The organism is Flavobacterium tructae, from assembly GCF_002217475.1.
Classification (GTDB): Bacteria; Bacteroidota; Bacteroidia; order Flavobacteriales; family Flavobacteriaceae; genus Flavobacterium; species Flavobacterium tructae.
In genome coordinates this window covers 29725-47482 of record NZ_MUHH01000034.1, presented here as the reverse complement: position 1 = coordinate 47482, position 17758 = coordinate 29725, and the positions used below count along the sequence as shown (strand labels likewise).

14 protein-coding genes are annotated in these 17758 nt (G+C 36.0%); 7 read left to right on the top strand and 7 right to left on the bottom strand.

Annotation, left to right across the window (positions count from 1 at the left end):
- Positions 1–43: 43 nt before the first annotated feature.
- Positions 44–2677 carry a valine--tRNA ligase gene (locus tag B0A80_RS15575; protein WP_089077850.1) on the bottom strand — a complete coding sequence of 878 codons (2634 nt, stop codon included), beginning with the start codon at positions 2675–2677 and terminating at the stop codon, positions 44–46.
- Positions 2678–2928: 251 nt separating this feature from the next.
- On the opposite strand from B0A80_RS15575, the gene B0A80_RS15570 reads away from it, so the two are divergent.
- Positions 2929–3309: a DUF1573 domain-containing protein gene (locus B0A80_RS15570; protein WP_017498202.1), complete on the top strand. Its 381-nt coding sequence runs from the start codon at positions 2929–2931 to the stop codon at positions 3307–3309.
- Between the two features lie 123 nt (positions 3310–3432).
- Here B0A80_RS15570 and B0A80_RS15565 read toward each other — a convergent pair whose 3' ends face one another.
- The 5 genes from B0A80_RS15565 to B0A80_RS15545 form a co-directional block, all read right to left on the bottom strand.
- Positions 3433–3921, bottom strand: a complete 489-nt coding sequence (locus B0A80_RS15565; protein ID WP_089077849.1) for a hypothetical protein — start codon at positions 3919–3921, stop codon at positions 3433–3435.
- 138 nt (positions 3922–4059) lie between these two features.
- The gene (locus B0A80_RS15560) at positions 4060–6234 is read right to left on the bottom strand and encodes an OmpA family protein (protein ID WP_233430757.1); all 2175 of its coding nucleotides are present in this window, start codon (positions 6232–6234) and stop codon (positions 4060–4062) included.
- Between the two features lies 1 nt (position 6235).
- Positions 6236–7171 carry a PorP/SprF family type IX secretion system membrane protein gene (locus B0A80_RS15555; protein WP_070906968.1) on the bottom strand — a complete coding sequence of 312 codons (936 nt, stop codon included), beginning with the start codon at positions 7169–7171 and terminating at the stop codon, positions 6236–6238.
- A gap of 32 nt (positions 7172–7203) precedes the next feature.
- Positions 7204–9843 carry a gliding motility-associated C-terminal domain-containing protein gene (locus B0A80_RS15550; RefSeq protein WP_089077847.1) on the bottom strand — a complete coding sequence of 880 codons (2640 nt, stop codon included), beginning with the start codon at positions 9841–9843 and terminating at the stop codon, positions 7204–7206.
- A gap of 124 nt (positions 9844–9967) precedes the next feature.
- Positions 9968–11293, bottom strand: a complete 1326-nt coding sequence (locus B0A80_RS15545) for a PDZ domain-containing protein (protein WP_017498207.1) — start codon at positions 11291–11293, stop codon at positions 9968–9970.
- Between the two features lie 123 nt (positions 11294–11416).
- Here B0A80_RS15545 and B0A80_RS15540 point away from each other — a divergent pair, with 123 nt between their 5' ends.
- The 6 genes from B0A80_RS15540 (at position 11417) to lgt (ending at position 16715) form a co-directional block, all read left to right on the top strand.
- The gene (locus B0A80_RS15540; RefSeq protein WP_070906971.1) at positions 11417–12613 is read left to right on the top strand and encodes a pyridoxal phosphate-dependent aminotransferase; all 1197 of its coding nucleotides are present in this window, start codon (positions 11417–11419) and stop codon (positions 12611–12613) included.
- Positions 12614–12814: 201 nt separating this feature from the next.
- On the top strand, positions 12815–13486 hold the full coding sequence (gene folE / locus B0A80_RS15535; protein WP_017498209.1) for a GTP cyclohydrolase I FolE: 672 nt from the start codon (positions 12815–12817) through the stop codon (positions 13484–13486).
- Between the two features lie 36 nt (positions 13487–13522).
- Positions 13523–13912, top strand: coding sequence for a four helix bundle protein (locus B0A80_RS15530; RefSeq protein ID WP_070906972.1), 390 nt, complete (start codon positions 13523–13525; stop codon positions 13910–13912).
- A gap of 65 nt (positions 13913–13977) precedes the next feature.
- Positions 13978–15456 carry a cysteine--tRNA ligase gene (gene cysS, locus B0A80_RS15525; RefSeq protein WP_017498212.1) on the top strand — a complete coding sequence of 493 codons (1479 nt, stop codon included), beginning with the start codon at positions 13978–13980 and terminating at the stop codon, positions 15454–15456.
- A 22-nt stretch (positions 15457–15478) separates the two neighbouring features.
- On the top strand, positions 15479–15718 hold the full coding sequence (gene yidD, locus B0A80_RS15520) for a membrane protein insertion efficiency factor YidD (protein ID WP_070906973.1): 240 nt from the start codon (positions 15479–15481) through the stop codon (positions 15716–15718).
- A 64-nt stretch (positions 15719–15782) separates the two neighbouring features.
- Complete coding sequence (gene lgt, locus B0A80_RS15515; RefSeq protein WP_070906974.1) at positions 15783–16715, top strand: prolipoprotein diacylglyceryl transferase; 933 nt, start codon at positions 15783–15785, stop codon at positions 16713–16715.
- Positions 16716–17096: 381 nt separating this feature from the next.
- Here lgt and B0A80_RS15510 read toward each other — a convergent pair whose 3' ends face one another.
- Positions 17097–17711, bottom strand: a complete 615-nt coding sequence (locus B0A80_RS15510; RefSeq protein WP_089077846.1) for an acyloxyacyl hydrolase — start codon at positions 17709–17711, stop codon at positions 17097–17099.
- Between the last annotated feature and the right edge of the window lie 47 nt (positions 17712–17758).

The following is a 17758-nucleotide window of genomic DNA, read 5'->3' as shown; positions in this document are numbered from 1 at the left end:
ATTTTCAAAAATCTGTCGGGTTAAATATTAATTACAAAGCGAATTATTTCAATCCGGCAATACTTTGCTCGATTGTAGCAATTTTTGCTAAAGCATCAGCTTCTTTTTGTTTTTCATTAGCCAAAACTTTCTCCGGTGCTCCGGCAACAAATTTTTCGTTAGATAATTTTGCCTGAACAGATTTTAAGAAGCCTTGCGTGTATACCAGCTCTGCAGTCAGTTTGGCAATTTCTTCTTCTACATTGATGTTTCCAGAAATCGGGATGAAATATTCATTTGATTTTACACGGAAAGACAATGCTCCGTCTACTTTAGCTGTAACATATTCGAAAGCTGAAATGTTCCCTAACTTCGTAACGATAGAGTCAAAATAGGTCGTGATATTCTCACTGTTGATTGCTTTCAATTCGATCGCATCTTTAAACGGAATATTTTTATCCTTACGAATTGTTCTGATTCCTGAAATTACTTCAATTGTACTTTCAAAATCTGAAATTAAACTGGCGTTGAAAGGTTTTAATTCTGGCCAGGTAGAAACGATTAAAGCTTCTTCCGGAGTTCTGTCAGCAAGTAAATGCCAAATTTCTTCGGTTAAGAAAGGCATAAACGGATGCAGCAATTTCAAGTTGCTTTCTAACATTTCGATCGCTTTATCAAACGTTGCTTTATCAATTGGCTGTTGATAGGCCGGTTTAATCATTTCTAAAAACCACGAACAGAAATCATCCCACACCAATTTATAAATGGCCATCAACGAATCTGAAATTCTGTATTTTTCGAAATTATCTTCAATATCAACTAAGGTTTGCTGCAATTTTGCTTCGTACCACTCGATGGCTACTTTTGAAGATTCAGGTTGTGGAATCGTTTCAGAAACTTCCCATCCTTTGATTAATTTAAAAGCATTCCAGATTTTGTTTGAAAATGCTTTCCCCTGATTGCATAATTCTTCATCAAACATAATATCGTTTCCGGCAGAAGCACTTAAAAGCAATCCTACACGAACTCCATCTGCACTAAATTTATCGATCAAATCTAAAGGATCAGGTGAATTCCCTAATGATTTAGACATTTTACGACGTTGTTTATCACGAACTAAACCGGTTAAATACACATTTGTAAATGGTTTTTCACCTGCGTATTCGTAACCTGCAATGATCATTCTGGCTACCCAGAAGAATAAAATATCCGGACCTGTTACCAAGTCATTTGTTGGATAGTAATATTTATAATCTGCACTTTCCGGATCCATAATTCCACCAAAAACTGACATTGGCCAAAGCCATGATGAAAACCAGGTATCTAAGGCGTCAACATCTTGTTTTAAGTCAGCTGCTGTCAATGAGTTGTTAGATGTTCTCTCTTTAGCTAAAACTAAAGCTTCTTCAATAGTTTCAGCTACTACGAAGTCTTCTTTTCCATCTCCATAATAATAAGCCGGAATTTGTTGTCCCCACCATAATTGACGTGAGATATTCCAATCACGGATGTTGTTTAACCAATGCGCATAAGTGTTCTCGAAACGTTTTGGATGCAATTTGATATCTCCTGTTTCCAAAACGGACTTAATTGCAGGTTTTACCAACTCTTCCATTTTCAAAAACCATTGGTCAGATAATCTTGGTTCGATTACCGCTTTGGTTCTTTCGGAGGTTCCTACTTTATTCAAATGGATTTCGGTTTTAGCCAAAGCTCCGATTTCCTCTAATTCTTTTGCAATTTCAGTACGAACCACAAAACGGTCTTTGCCCTGATAATGTAATCCGAAACTATTTAATGTAGCATCTTCATTAAAGATATCAACGATTTCAAGATTGTGCTTCTCTCCTAACGTTTTATCATTCATATCGTGTGCCGGAGTTACTTTTAAACATCCGGTTCCGAATTCAACATCTACATATTCGTCTTCAATAATCGGAATAACTCTTCCACAAATTGGAACGATAGCTTTTTTCCCTTTTAGATGTGCAAAACGCTCATCATTTGGGTTAATACAGATCGCAGTGTCTCCAAAAATAGTTTCAGGACGTGTCGTGGCGATCGTCAGAAAATCTTCTGAACCTTCGATTTTATATTTTAAGAAAAATAATTTTCCTTGTTGTTCTTCATAGATTACTTCTTCGTCAGAAAGCGTTGTTTTTGCTTCCGGATCCCAGTTTACCATTCGGTATCCTCTGTAAATTAACCCTTTATTGTACAAATCTACAAACGAGCGAATTACAGATGCTGACATATCAGGATCCATTGTAAATTTAGTTCTTTCCCAATCACAGGAAGCTCCTAATTTTTTAAGCTGATCTAAGATTACACCGCCATATTTATCCGTCCATTCCCAGGCGTGTGCTAAAAATTCTTCACGGGTTAAATCATTCTTATTGATTCCTTCCGCTTTTAATTTCTGTACTACTTTTGCTTCTGTCGCGATAGAAGCATGATCCGTTCCCGGAACCCAACAGGCATTAAAACCTTTAAGACGCGCTCTACGAATTAAAACATCCTGAATAGTATTGTTCAGCATATGCCCCATGTGAAGGACTCCTGTGACGTTTGGTGGCGGAATTACAATTGTATATGGTGTTCTGTGATCAGGTTCTGAATGAAAATAGTTGTTCTTCATCCAGTAATCATACCATTTGTTCTCGATCGTCTTAGCGTCAAATTGTGCTGGAATTGTCATTTACTAGGGTTGTTTAATCGTTAATTTGCTTATTTGTTTAATCGTTTTATTACTGCAATTACATCTTTTGCTAATCATCAATCGATGAAGCAGATACACGTCTAAACAATTAAACAGAAAAACTGGTTCAATTTTTGTACTAATTATTGACAGCAAAAGTAAATAATTAAGTACACTATAAAAAGCGAATTAATAATTTGTGTGTTAATTAAAAGAATGTATATTTACTTACAACTTAAAAAAAATTTGAAATGAAAAATGTAGCCTCTTTTATTGCAGTCGTATTGTTTAGTACAATAAGTTATGCACAAAACGGCCCAAAAATTGAATTTGAAGCCCAAGACAATACAATTGATTATGGAAAAATTTCGAAAAGTGACAACGGAGTTCGCTCTTTTGAATTTACCAATACAGGTGATGCCCCACTTTTGATTACCGGTGCTGAATCTACTGTAAGTTCTATAGTTGTTACCAAACCGGCAGCAGCAGTTATGCCAGGAAAAAAAGGTAAAATTGATGTAAAATACAACATGGTTTCCGGTCCGATTCGTAAAACAATAACCGTTGAAACGAATGCCGTAAACTACCCTGACGGTAGAGTTGCCTTAAAAATCAAAGGTGAAGTTTTATAAAGAATTAAATCTAAAAAATAGTAAAGCCGCTTTCAGAAATTAAGAAGCGGCTTTTTTTATCTGTATTTTCAATCTAAATCCGAAAGGTTTTAAAAGTCTGTCGGATTTATTTTTTAGAGGTCATTATTTTGCTTTCTCAGTACACTCAACAGCATCAAATTTATATTTTACACGATCAAAATCGATTGGTTTATCTTTTACCAGGTAAGTAACTCCCATAGTAGTCTGCATCGTCCCGTTACCTAAAATAAGTCTTTTGTCTTTCTTTAAGAATGCCATTGGATTTTTAAAAGTTTTATTCTTGTTGGTTACCTCTTGGAAAGTATAATCGACAAATAAGGTGTCTCCGCGAAATTCTCCTGTAAGTTCTCCCACTCTTTCTGTTGCCGCGGAAACTTTCATAGTCATGTTACCACTTATCTTTCCATTTTTTAGCGTGTTTACTTTTAAATCGATAATATCTTTTTCATATATAGCTTTGTAACATTCTGTACTTACGATGGTCTCAGCATCTGCTTTAGCTGCTTCAGCTGCCTTCTGATTTTCATTGTTTTTACAGCTTTGAAGTCCGATACAAGTCACAAGCAAGCAGGATACAACTAGGTTTTTCATAATTATTTTTATTTTAATCGTTGTTATTTTATAAAATTAAATAAAAAAGAAGCCAAAAGAAAGGGTTCTCAACTAATTTTTTAAACATCAAACCCGACAAGGTTTTAAAAATCTGTCGAGTTGGTTTAACTCTTGCAATTATAAGTCCTTAATTACAAATTCACTTCTTCTGTTCAATTCGTGTTCTTCTTCTGAGCACGCTTCATCGGGATTACATTTCACAATAGGTACCGATTCCCCATATCCCTTAGCCGTCACCCTTTTGGCGTTAATACCTGACTCTATTATAAAGTCTCTGGTTGAATTGGCTCTTTTTTGAGATAAATTGGCATTAAACTTTTCATTTCCTCTCGAATCGGTATGTGATCCAATTTCGATTACCATGTCTGGATATTTCTTCATTAATTCGACCACACGCCCTAATACAACTTTAGATTCTTTTCGGATGTACCACAAATTATAATCAAAATAAATCGGATCAGTTTTAATGATTAATCTGCCTTTATTGTCTTTTACCACATCTTTTTCCTGTGCAAGAATCTGAGCAGTTTTCTCTTTCTTTCTAATGTCTTTTGCAATAATTTCGTCTGCCTTCGCCTTTTTATCGGCTTCTTTTAAAGCAATAGCAGCCAGTGCTTCTCTTTCTTTTCTTCGTTTCGTATCAATTTCTTCCTCCTGTTTTTTCTTTTCTGCAAGCTGCTGTTCTTCCCGTCTTTTCTTTTCAGCAGTTTGTAGCTCCTCTTGTTTAATAACCTCCAAAGATCTTAATGCCATCGAAGCATCATGGCTTGCGTCTCTGGTTTTTCCGGAAGATATGATTCTCGATTCGCTTGTATACTTTTCTTTGGAACTTAAAACTGTAAACGAACTTTCGCAATCAACAGTAAAACTAAACTTCCCATCTGTGGTGGTAATTGTTGTATTCAAAACCTTCTGATCTGAATTCTGTAAAATCACTGTTGCATTTTCTAAGGGTAGCTTAGTATCGACATCTGTAATAACTCCTGCGATGAATTGTTTACAATCTTCTACAATTAGATCTTTGATTTCTTTAATCTGATAAATATCATCGCTCCCTTTTCCTCCCTCTCTATTCGAAGCAAAATAACCTTCTTTGGTATCGGCATCGATATTAAAAGAGAAATCATCCCCATTTGAATTCAAAGGCTGTCCCACATTCACCGGCTTACTGTATTCGTTTCCTTTAATATCGGAAACAAAAACATCAAGTGACCCATAACCCAAATGTCCGTCAGAAGAAAAATAGAGTTTTTGGTCTGTCGAAACAAAAGGGAACTGCTCTCTTTTGTCGGTATTAATGGTTGGCCCTAAATTTCGAGGTGTATCAAATGCTCCTTTATTAATGTTTACCGAATAAATATCAAATGAACCCAAAGTTCCCGGCATATCTGATGCAAAGTACAACACTTTTTCATCCGGACTCAAAGCGGGATGTTCGACTGAATATTCTGAACTGTTAAACGGAAGAGACGTTACATTTTTCCATTTTCCTTCCACCAATTCAGCTTTAAAGATCTGAAGATTCGAAATTTTCTGCTCGTTTGTTTTCTTACTTTTATTTTTGGAATTGTTACGCGTAAAATAAATCGTTTTACCGTCTTTCGTAAAAACCGCGTTTGCCTCGTGCATCCCGCTTTTTAACTCTTTCGCAAAATAATGAACTATAGAATCCGCGGAATTGCTGTTTTTAAGAGGAATCGTCACCAGATTCAAATAGGTTTCATTGTCCCATTTGAATTTTTTATCCAACAATCCGGGCTTTAATTTTACTCCTGCAAAAACCAGGTTTTCATTATATTTTACTGCTCCAAACTCTGAATTAGGAGTGTTGATTGCCAGATTTTTAAGTTCATATCGTTTCCCTATTGCCGAAACATTCTCCAGAGTTTTTAACTCTTTCTCAAAATTAGAAACCGCATCACTATGATCTGATTTTGAATAATACTCCTTTAAAGCTGCATTGGCATCGTCGTAACTGTTGCTTGCTTTTAAAGTCTGTGCATATCTGAAATAATAATTCCGATCTAAACCATTTCCATAATTTTGGATCAAAAGTCGGTAATAACGCTGTGCTTTTATCAAATCGTTAGTGTAAAAATAAGAGTCTGCCAGATTCCTGATCACTTCCTGTGAAGGCTTATTTTCTGCTAATTTTTCATATAAAGTAATCGCTTCAGCATAATGCGTTTTATCAAAAAAACGTTTGGCTCTGGCCAATTCAAAATCCTGAGCCTGTATAAACTGTATTAAAAATACGAATACAATAACGAGTAATTTTTTCCTGTTTTTCATTTTAAAAGAATCTTGGCGATTTATCATATCCTTTTCCTAATAAGTCTAAATCAAAAAGCAGCATAATTTCGTGTGTACCAGAATTAAACCTTCCCATATTCGACAAAGTATGATCGTAAGCATAGCCCACTCTTAAAGTTGGCGTTACATTTATGTTCATTAAAGCACTTACAGCATCGTTTACTCTATAGGCTGCACCCAATTCAAATTTATTATTGTACAAAACATTGGCTGTCAGATCTAAAGTAATCGGCGTTCCCGGAACAAATTTTGACATAAAAGCGGGCTTTAATTTAACCTTATCATTGAGTTGGAAAACATATCCTGCCGTTAAAAAAGTATGTATGGCTTCTGATCCGTAAGCGTTGATTCCGGATTTCTCTTCAAGGTGTTTCGTGCCCAACAAATTGGGTACAGACAATCCGACATAAAAATTATCTCTGAAGTAATAGGCTCCCACTCCAATATTAGGCTTGGTGACATTTACATTTTCGGCGAAAGCCAAATCACTGGCCGCATTCCCGCTTTCTAATTTAAACCCGTTGAAATTACTTTGGAGCGATGTATAACCTGCTTTTAGTCCAAGCGAAAGTTTATTTTTTCCACCCAGATTTAAGACATAGGCAAAATCAGCATAAAAATTATTCTCTTTTTTTGCTCCGTCGCCAATATCATCTGAAACCAATGATAATCCCACTTCAATTTTATCGCTTAAAGCTGTATGTCCGAAAAAGGTAAAAGTTTTAGGCGCTCCAACGGCTCCAACCCATTGCGTTCTGTACAATCCTCCAAAATTCATCATAGCAGGAACTCCTGTCGCATAAGCAGGATTGACTACACTCATGTTGTACATATAATGGGTGTACTCAGGATCCTGTTGGGCTGAGGCTGATGTGATACAAAAGAGGAAACTTATAAAAAGTAGTACTTTTTTCATTTGAAACTTATCTTAAATACTATAAAAAGAAACTATCTGTTCAGGTAAAATCGGCCCTGCTGCGGACGTCTGTTGTCTTTATTAAAATTGACCACATAAAAATAGACTCCATTTGGCACAATTCCGTCACCAAAACCGGCCGATTCGGAATTTCTCCCATCCCAATTGGGTTTATTTCTATTTCCTTTAAACATTACATTTCCATATCTGTTGAAGATTTCAAGAGTATAATCCGGGTATAAAAATTCTATATCCGGAATCCTGAAAGTATCATTTACGTTATCTCCGTTTGGTGAAAATCCGTCCGGAATAAAAAAAGCATATTCATCCGGATTACAATCGAATAAAGAAACTGTAACGCCTAAATAATCATCAGAAATACAACTGGTTACAATCGAAAGATCGAAACCGTAATAAGTTGCCTTATCGCGAAGCAAAGTTGTTGAAGTCAATAAATTACCGTTATTTTCGGCATCATACCACGCAACTGTCGAAGATACATTGGTCGCTTTTGATAAATCTGCAATCGTCGGATTTTTTAAACCACAAAAATTTTCCCCACCTGAATTCAGAGTTGGAGCCGGCGTATCGTTTACCACAACTGAAACGGGAGTGGGCGCAGAAAGGCAATTTGCAGCAGAAATCTCTCTTACATAAAGCTGTTCTGTTTTTAAAACATAAGTGTCTGCAAGTGGCGTAGTTACCGTTGCAGAACTATACCATTTGTACTGAGTTCCTCGTGGTGTTAAATTTGTGATTACCGCTCCCTCTACTTTACAAAAAATCTGCGGACTAGCTGCAAGCGGAGCGTCAGGAATTGCATTTAACATAAAAGTGTCCGACACATTAACCAAATCAATATCACAGGATGTCACATTGTTCTTCACATTAAGAGCTTTAATTCTTGTTGAACCTGTATTTAAAAGCAATTCCTGAGGAATAACAAAAGTAGCTTTCCCGTTTGTAACTGCTAAAACAATGGTCTGTAATGCAGAAGAATTACTATCAGAAAGCGTGTAAGAGAGCGTAATGTCTGTTAAATTTCCTAATCCGGAAACAGCTACAGGAACTGGCTCTCCAAAACAAAAGTTTTCGACCTGTACGACAATAGTTGTCCCATCTGGCAAAGGATTAATAATCTGATTCCCTTTTACATTGGCTACATTCGCACATTGGGGAGATGGATTCGTTATGTTTGTAATACTTGTTATCGTAATTGCTGACGATCCGCTTTTTACATTTAAACTCGCCGGAATTACAAAGTTTGCATTCCCACCGGAAACTGTAATATTTACTGTTCTTCCGGTAACAACATTATCTCCTGTCAGATTATAAGTAATTCTGTAAGTTCCATTAGCCAATAACGAAGCATTTGAAAGCTGAATTATTGCTGCCTCATTTTGACAAATTGGACTAGTGGTTAAAATGGCTCCATCTAAACGCGGCAACGGACTAATAATTAAATCGTCTGATAAATTATTAATTATATTGGTACATAATTTTTTACTGGATGTAGCTATAATGCTAGTCACAGTAAGCGTAAATGTGCCTATTTGCTTAAAATAAGCAGAGCTAAGCGGAAATATCAATATCCCATTAGTAAAATTAGCCTTTACAGTTGCTGATGCAACGGTAGGCCCTGTAATAGTGTACTGAACTTCATATTCTCCGTTCGGAATTACTTGCGGCCCTTGCATAATTCTTGCGGTATAGGATGCCGTTGCAATTTTATCTTCACAAATATCTGAATCAACCAACACCCTTGCGCCGGTAAAATCTAATCTTTTTTCCAGTGTAATTTTTACCGTTTCACTATCATTTTCACAGATATTCTGATCCGGAACCGCAAAAACAGTGTAGGTATAGGTGTACTCTCCCGCTCCGGATGTAGCAAACAATGTCTGAAGATTAACGGTATGACCTGTTGACGCGGTAATACCGGGACCACTCCACTTACCTCCCATATCTTCCCCTGAAAGCAGGTCGTGCAGGTCAAAATTAGCATAAGGTCCTAAGTCAGTCGTGCCGCATAATTCTTTATCAGTTGGATCTCCGGCTTCCGGCTTCCTTACAACCGTTATCTTCACTGCAGAAGTAAGTGGTACCGATTCGCATGCCAGTACGGGCGGCACTGTGTACGTAAAATTATAAGTGGTCTTCACTTGTACCTTTGGTACCGTGAACGTAGATCTTACAATCCTACCGCTACTATCCCTCCATGTTCCGTTGGAATGCGGCCCCATAATAACACTATTAAATGCCGTAAAAAGGTTATACTCTCCTCTGTCATTACAGATTGTAGCTTCAGTTCCAATTCCCGAATATGCGCCAATAGTTAAGGTTACGGTTGCTTTATCTACCACACATCCCGGCGTTGTTACGGTATAGGTGTATTGGTAAGTTCCCCCACTTGAAATAAGCTGGGCATTTAACATTCCTGTAGCAGAATCAAGACCTCTCAGATTATTATTATCCGTCCAGGTGCCTCCCGGAGTTGGTGTACCTCCCAATAACGAAAACAAAGAAATTGATTGATTGACCGGATTTTCAATATCACAAATTATTATTTGCGCATCGGTTCCCGCACACTGCGCATGAATTTTTGACGTACAAATCAGTAAGACAATAAAGGATAATAAAAATCGAAAGAAATTAGCGTTTTTTTTAACCATAAACCTCCAATTATTTTTTTACAAACATAACAAAATAATAATGTTTATTAAACAGTTAAAGCTTACTTTAATAATTAAATCTTTACAAAAGATCCCTGTAATAAAAAGCAACATTTAATTTTTTCTACAATTCATCTTCCAGTTTAAATCTAAATTTTAAAAGAAGACTGTTTCTTTCTATTTCTAAATCTATCCAAACGTCTTCTTCTGACTTTAAAAGTGAATTGATCTGCTGTAAGGTATATTTGTATGGAAGTGCGTGATTAATTCGAACAATGACATCTCCAGCTTTCAACCCACAACGTTCTGCGGCTGAATTTTTACGGATGTTTACAATTTCATAAATTGGTTTTAATGAAAACTTATATCTGAAATTGTTATCTTTTTTAGCGGTATAACCCGCTTCCTGAATTGAATTAACAACCTGTACAGTCTCCAAATGAACCGTCTCCTGAACCCATTGAAGCCCATTGTGCTGCACAGTAATTCCGCTCTTGTTATACGTGAAAGGTTCTAAAAATTTACTATTTTTCTTGAGATACAATGTTTTATCCGCATAATCCAATACAACTGTAAATCGTTTTAAAACTTCCCCGCCAACAGAACCAATTCGTCCCGGTACCATCTTTACATTTCGAATCGAAGTTGAATCCGGAAAAGCCACGATAGGATTTTTAAAATCAAACTCACCGATAGAAAACTTTTCAATTTTGGCACGATGTCCTTCGATATCACCACTGAAACCTTTCCCCAGAAAATCAGGGAAATTTTTATTCGGCAGTTTTATAATATCATTCTTAAAAATCCAAAAAGCGTCACTATTACCAATATCGATTAACATTTTTGCGGGTACAGCAACATTGTCCACAAATGCGGTTGTGTACAGATACGGTTTAGCTCTTTCGATCGTAATCGGGACTGCTTTAAATTTTTTATTCAGTCTTTTAAGAGTTTCTTCATTATTCTGATAAACAACAATTTTCTTCTTTTGATAGTTTAACTCAACGAGGTTGTTTTTGAAAAATTTATATCCGATAATGCCATTCACCGGAATTCCAATGTGTGATGATAAATTAAAAGTTTGGTCCAAAATAACATAAAGTAAATGGTTATTTGATTTTAAACCATGAGTTTCTAAGACATTATTCGTCGATTTCAAACCTTCAATTTCGTTTTCACTTCCTAAACCTCTCAGCTTAATTTTCTGAACATTTTTAAAACTAACTTCCTGCTTTTCTTCCATACTGAACAAAATGGTTTCTTCAACACCGGAATCCAGTAAGAAATTCAGTTCTGCTCCATTTACTTTTATAGGAATAAAAACCAGATTATTAATTAACGTAAAAGGTATGGTAACCTTAGAGGCACGATTTCCTATTTGAAAATCTTCTTGCGCCTGAAGTGTAAAAGCTATGAAAAGCCCAAAAAACAACATGAAATGTTTTCTCATTGATAAAATTTTAAGATAAAATTACTAAAAATATCGATAATTACTACAAATTAATAAGTACCTGTAATGTTTACGTTAAATTCGAAAAAAAAATGCAAATTTGCACTTCAATAAATAAAACCCATGCCAACAATCTCACACAAAGGCAGAAACATGCCCGAATCACCGATACGTAAACTTGCTCCTTTTGCTGATTTAGCAAAGAAAAAAGGACACAAAGTGTATCATTTAAACATTGGTCAACCGGATATCAAGACACCCGAAGTGGCCATCGAGGCGGTAAAAAATATTGACTTAACCCTTATAGAATATAGTCCGTCAGCCGGATACGAAAGCTATAGAAAAAAATTAGCTCAATTTTACCAGCGTCAAAATGTAAACGTTAACACAGAAGACATCATTGTTACAACTGGTGGTTCTGAAGCCTTACTATTTGCGCTGGCCACAATTACAGATCCGGGAGATGAAATTATCATTCCGGAACCTTTTTATGCTAATTACCATGCATTTGCCTCTTCAACAAGTGCAACTGTCGTTCCTTTGGTTTCGACTATCGAAACAGCATTTGCTTTACCAAGTATTGAAGAAGTTGAAAAACTCATTACCAAAAAAACAAAAGCCATATTAATTTGCAATCCCGGCAATCCAACCGGATATTTATATTCTGAAGAAGAAATCAGACAATTGGCAGCCTTAATCAAAAAACACGATCTATACCTGATTGCTGACGAAGTCTATCGTGAGTTTTTATACGACGGAGACGACAAACATTTTTCTGTAATGAATCTGGAAGATGTTCAGCAAAACGTGATCATGGTCGATTCTGTTTCTAAACGCTATAGTATGTGTGGCGCCAGAATTGGATGCCTGGTAACCAAAAATAAAGAGGTATTGGCAACTGTAATGAAGTTTGCACAGGCACGTCTGAGTCCTCCTACGATCGAGCAAATTGCATGTGAAGCGGCAATAGATACTCCGCAAAGTTACTTTGACGAGGTAATTTCCGAATATAAAGAACGTCGCGACACTTTAATCGCAGAACTGAATAAAATTGAAGGCGTTATTGTGACGAAACCAAAAGGAGCATTTTACTGCATCGCACAATTGCCTATCGACAATTCTGAAGATTTTGCGCAATGGCTTTTAGAAAGTTACGATCTGAATGGAGAAACGGTTATGGTTGCTCCTGCTGCCGGATTTTACTCAACGCCGGGAATGGGACTGAATCAGGTTCGAATTGCGTACGTTTTAAACAAAAAAGATTTAGTTACTGCTGTAAACATTTTAAAAGAAGCTCTTTTGGTTTACAACAAGAAGTAAGATTCGAATATAAAATTTTAAAAAGACAATAACATGCTGTGTTATTGTCTTTTGTATTTAAAAGAAACCTCATTTTCTCTACAATTTGAATTTTATAGCAAAAGCCGCAATTAAATAGTAAAAACCATAGAAAAGGTTTACCATTTATTAATTATCTTTACCGCCTTAAAAAGAAATACCCATACTAATAGTAAGTTTTTAATGATAAATAACGAAGATTTTTTAGACGAAATAGGAGACAATCACTTTAGCAGTAACGCAAAAAATCCTTTAAGACCGGATGCTTTTGACTTAAGTGATGACGAAAAAATAGAAAAAATAAAAAAAGATGTTGAAAACATCCTTCAAACCTTAGGAATGGATTTGACGGATGACAGTATCAAAGGGACTCCAAACCGAGTGGCCAAAATGTTTGTAAAAGAAATTTTTGGAGGTCTTAATCCTTCAAAACAGCCAAAAGCTTCTACTTTTGACAACAACTACAAATATGGTGAAATGCTGGTAGAAAAAAATATTACGGTTTATTCTACTTGTGAGCACCATTTATTGCCAATTATCGGAAGAGCTCACGTGGCTTATATCTCTAACGGAAGAGTTATTGGTTTATCCAAAATGAACCGTATTGTAGAATATTATGCCAAAAGACCTCAGGTTCAGGAGCGTCTAACCATGCAAATTGTTCAGGAATTACAAAAAGCACTTGGAACCGAAGATGTAGCCTGCGTGATCGACGCGAAGCATCTTTGCGTAAATTCCAGAGGAATCAAAGATATCGAAAGCAGCACAGTAACCTCTGAATTTGGTGGTAGATTTAAAGATCCGCAAATTAAAAGAGAACTTTTGGATTATATTAAATTGGATACGCAGTTTTAAAAGTTTGTTGTTTTTGGTTGATAGTTTGTTGTTCTTATGGCAAAAATAGAGAAATTTGAAGATCTGGAAATCTGGAGACTTGCCAGAGAAATTTGTCAGCAAATTGAGTATTTGATTCAAAATACCAACTTAAAAACAAATTATTCACTGACAAATCAAATTGACAGAAGTTCAGGTTCAATAATGGACAATATTGCTGAAGGTTTTGAGCGAAATGGAAATAGAGAATTCATTAATTTTCTAAGTATCGCAAAAGGTTCAGCCGGAGAAGTAAAATCACAATCCTACAGAGCGTTCGACAAAAAACTAATTAATAAAGAACAGCATTTAGAACTAAATGAAAAAGTTGAACTGGTAAAAAATAAAATAGGGGCTATGATGAATTATTTAAATAAATGTGAAATCAAAGGCCTCAAATTCAAATAACATTTTTCCAACAAACAACAAACAATAAACAATAAACAATAAACAATAAACAATAAAGTAAAAATATGCCTTTATACACAGCTCAACCTCTAAAAATATACAATTCACTTTCGGGTGAAAAAGAAAGTTTCAACCCTATACATGAAGGAAACGTTGGAATGTATGTTTGCGGACCTACGGTTTATAGCAATGTACACTTAGGAAACGTTAGAACTTTCATGTCTTTTGACGTGATATTCAGGTATTTTTTACACCTAGATTACAAAGTGCGATATGTGCGTAACATTACTGATGTGGGGCATATTGTAGACGATGTAGATGAAGGTGAAGATAAGATTGCCAAAAAAGCACGATTGGAGCAATTAGAGCCTATGGAAATTGTTCAGCGCTATACCGTTGATTTTCATAATATATTGAAATCCTTCAATTTCTTACCGCCAAGCATTGAACCAACTGCTACCGGACACATTATTGAGCAAATCGAAATCATCAAAAAAATTATCGATACCGGAATTGGTTATGAAGCAAACGGATCGGTTTATTTTGACGTTGTGAAATACAACGAAACCAATAATTACGGAATTTTAAGCGGTAGAAATATCGAAGATATGCTGGCAAACACTCGTGATCTTGACGGACAATCTGACAAAAGAAACCCACAGGATTTTGCGCTTTGGAAAAAAGCAGAACCGGAACATATTATGAGATGGCCTTCGCCATGGAGTGATGGTTTCCCGGGCTGGCACTTAGAATGTACCGCCATGAGTACCAAATATCTTGGAAATCATTTCGATATTCACGGAGGTGGAATGGACTTGAAGTTCCCACATCACGAATGTGAAATCGCACAAAACGAAGCATGTACAGGTCAGTCTCCGGTAAACTACTGGATGCATGCCAATATGCTGACTTTAAACGGAAAGAAAATGGCAAAATCGACCGGAAACAATATTTTACCGGGAGAAATTCTAAGCGGAGACAATAACATTCTTAGCAAAGCTTTTTCGGCGTCTGTAACCCGCTTTTTCATGTTGCAGGCACACTATAGAAGCATCCTGGATTTTTCTGATGATGCTATTGTGGCTGCCGAAAAAGGATATAAAAGATTAATGGAAGCTGTAGATGCTTTACCTACAATTTCAGCAGGTACAACAAGTTCTATAGACATTGCAGCATGGAAACAATTGTGCTACGATGCTATGAATGATGATTTCAATACGCCAATTCTGATTGCGCAATTGTTTGAAGCGGTTCGTTATATCAATTTACTGAAAGACGGAAAAGAAACAATCTCAGCAGAAGATTTAAACACCTTCACAACTGCAATTAATGCTTTTGTTTTTGATGTTTTAGGCTTAGCCAATGACAAAGCTGCTGACGGAAATACCGACAAACTGGAAGGAACTGTAAACATGCTTATCGCTATGAGAAATCAGGCCAGAGCTGATAAAAACTTTGCCCTTTCAGACCAGATTCGCGATCAATTGATTGGCCTGGGAATTCAGTTGAAAGACGGAAAAGAAGGAACCAGCTTCTCTATATAAATCACTCATTTTCTAATAAATCATGAAAGTAATCACTCCATTTGTTTTATTAGTCCGCTTTTATCAATCTGCAATATCGCCTTTTACGCCGGCGAGTTGCAGATTTGAACCTACATGCTCCACTTACATGATCCAGGCCTTGCAGACTCATGGTTTATTTTATGGAGGCTATCTGGGCATGAAAAGAATCTTAAGCTGTCACCCTTGGGGAAGAACCGGTTACGACCCCGTTCCTGAGAAGAAATGTTCACACAAACATTAACTTTTTATAAAGAGCAACACTACTTTAAATATCTATTTTTACAAAATACAAAAAACAACAGCACATGACACAGCCCTTAAATATCGTTTGGAATCCTTCAGAAGGAATCGATCTAGGATTTTTTATGATTCGTTATTACAGTTTAATGTTCGTAATTGCTTTCGGACTAGGGTGGTTTTTAATGAAAAAGATCTTCGAACGCGAAAACGAATCTATCGACAAATTAGATTCTTTATTTGTCTGGACTGTTTTAGCTACGTTAATAGGTGCCCGTTTAGGACATGTTTTATTTTACGATTGGGAATATTTTAGAAATCATTTACTTGAGATATTCTTACCTGTTAGATTCGAGCCAAAATTTGAATTTACCGGATTTCAGGGATTAGCGAGCCATGGTGCGGCTATTGCCATCATTGCTGCCATGTATTATTACAGCAAAATGATTTTGAAACGTCCATTATTATGGATTTTAGACCGTGTTGTAATTCCGGTTGCCAGTGGTGCTATTTTTGTTCGTTTAGGGAATTTTTTCAATTCCGAGATTATCGGACATGAAACAAAATCTGCCTTTGGAATTCGTTTTTTACACGATCAATTCAGTAAAAACGAAGCTGTAAATGCTACTCAAATCGCAGATCCTAAGGCTGCGTACACTGCTATCGCAACAGATCCTAAATTTGCCGATTTACTGGCTCAGGTTCCTGCAAAACATCCAACACAATTATATGAAGCTATCAGCTATGTATTTGTTTTTGCGATTTTGTTTTTCTTATACTGGAAAACGAACGCAAGATTAAAATCAGGATTATTGTTCGGACTGTTCCTTGTACTTTTATTTGCAGTACGTTTTGTGGTAGAATTTGTAAAAGAAAGTCAGGGTGGATTTGAAAACGAATTAGGTCTTTTTTCTACCGGACAGTGGCTAAGCATTCCGTTTATCATTATTGGACTTTTCTTCATCATTAGAGCGCAAAGAAATCCTCTAGCAGAATCTTAATCCATTCGATAAAAAACTATAAAAAAGCGTCCGATAATTCAATTTATCGGACACTTTTTTTTGCATTAGGAACAAAAGTTGAGAAAGAATAGGACTGAAAGTCCTAAAAGCAAAAGCATAGTGCGAAGCACTATAAATTAGATTAAGATGTAAAATTGCCCTGAAAGGGCAAAAGCAATTTTCGCACCTAAATCTCAACAAAAAAACATTCAGATTCTTAGAGAATCTCATACAAAATATGCTGAAAGATTTTCTCTGCCATCAGGCTTTTGCCCTTTCAGGGCGTAGCTCATAATTGCCATCATCATTCATAGTGCTACGCACTATACTATTGCTATAGCTCTTTCAGAGCAAATTCCAATTTCATAGATTCGTTTTTATTTACAGGAAATACGAAATCCCTAATTCAATGTTTCTGGTATTATATCCCGCATTTTCACTATTTAGACCTCCATTTGAAACGTGCCGAATGTTACCACGAGCATCCAGCTGTAAGCGATTCATTTTAAACGAAAAGCCCATCGCAAAAACATCTGCAAAAGCAAAACCTTTAGACATTCTTTCTGTTTCCGTATCTGTAATCATTGGTCCAATACTTCCTAAAGCATAAACAGAGAAAACTTTTCCAATTGGTTTCCTGACCAAAAAACCAAGATTCAGCACGTACTCATGCACGTCCTTCAACTTCGTATACTCTTCCCTCTTTTCAAGATAATCAGGTCTGTCCGGCTTTACAAAGTAAAAATTCAACAATTGATGTCTTCCAAAATTAACTTCCGACTGAACTAAAACCTCATATTTAAAATACTTTGATTCATTAACCCGATAACGCAATTCTACTTTATAAAAATGATTGGTAAACGTGTAATTTCTATTATTAAATTCACTCCCAAAACCATGATTGATTCCTATGGCCAGCTTTTCGTTTTTAGTCTGCCCCGAGGCTTTAAATGCGCCAAAAACAATAATTAGAATCAATAGTAATTTTCTACCCATAAATTTTTTTTTACTACCCTAAATATAGCACAAAAAAAGATCCGGCT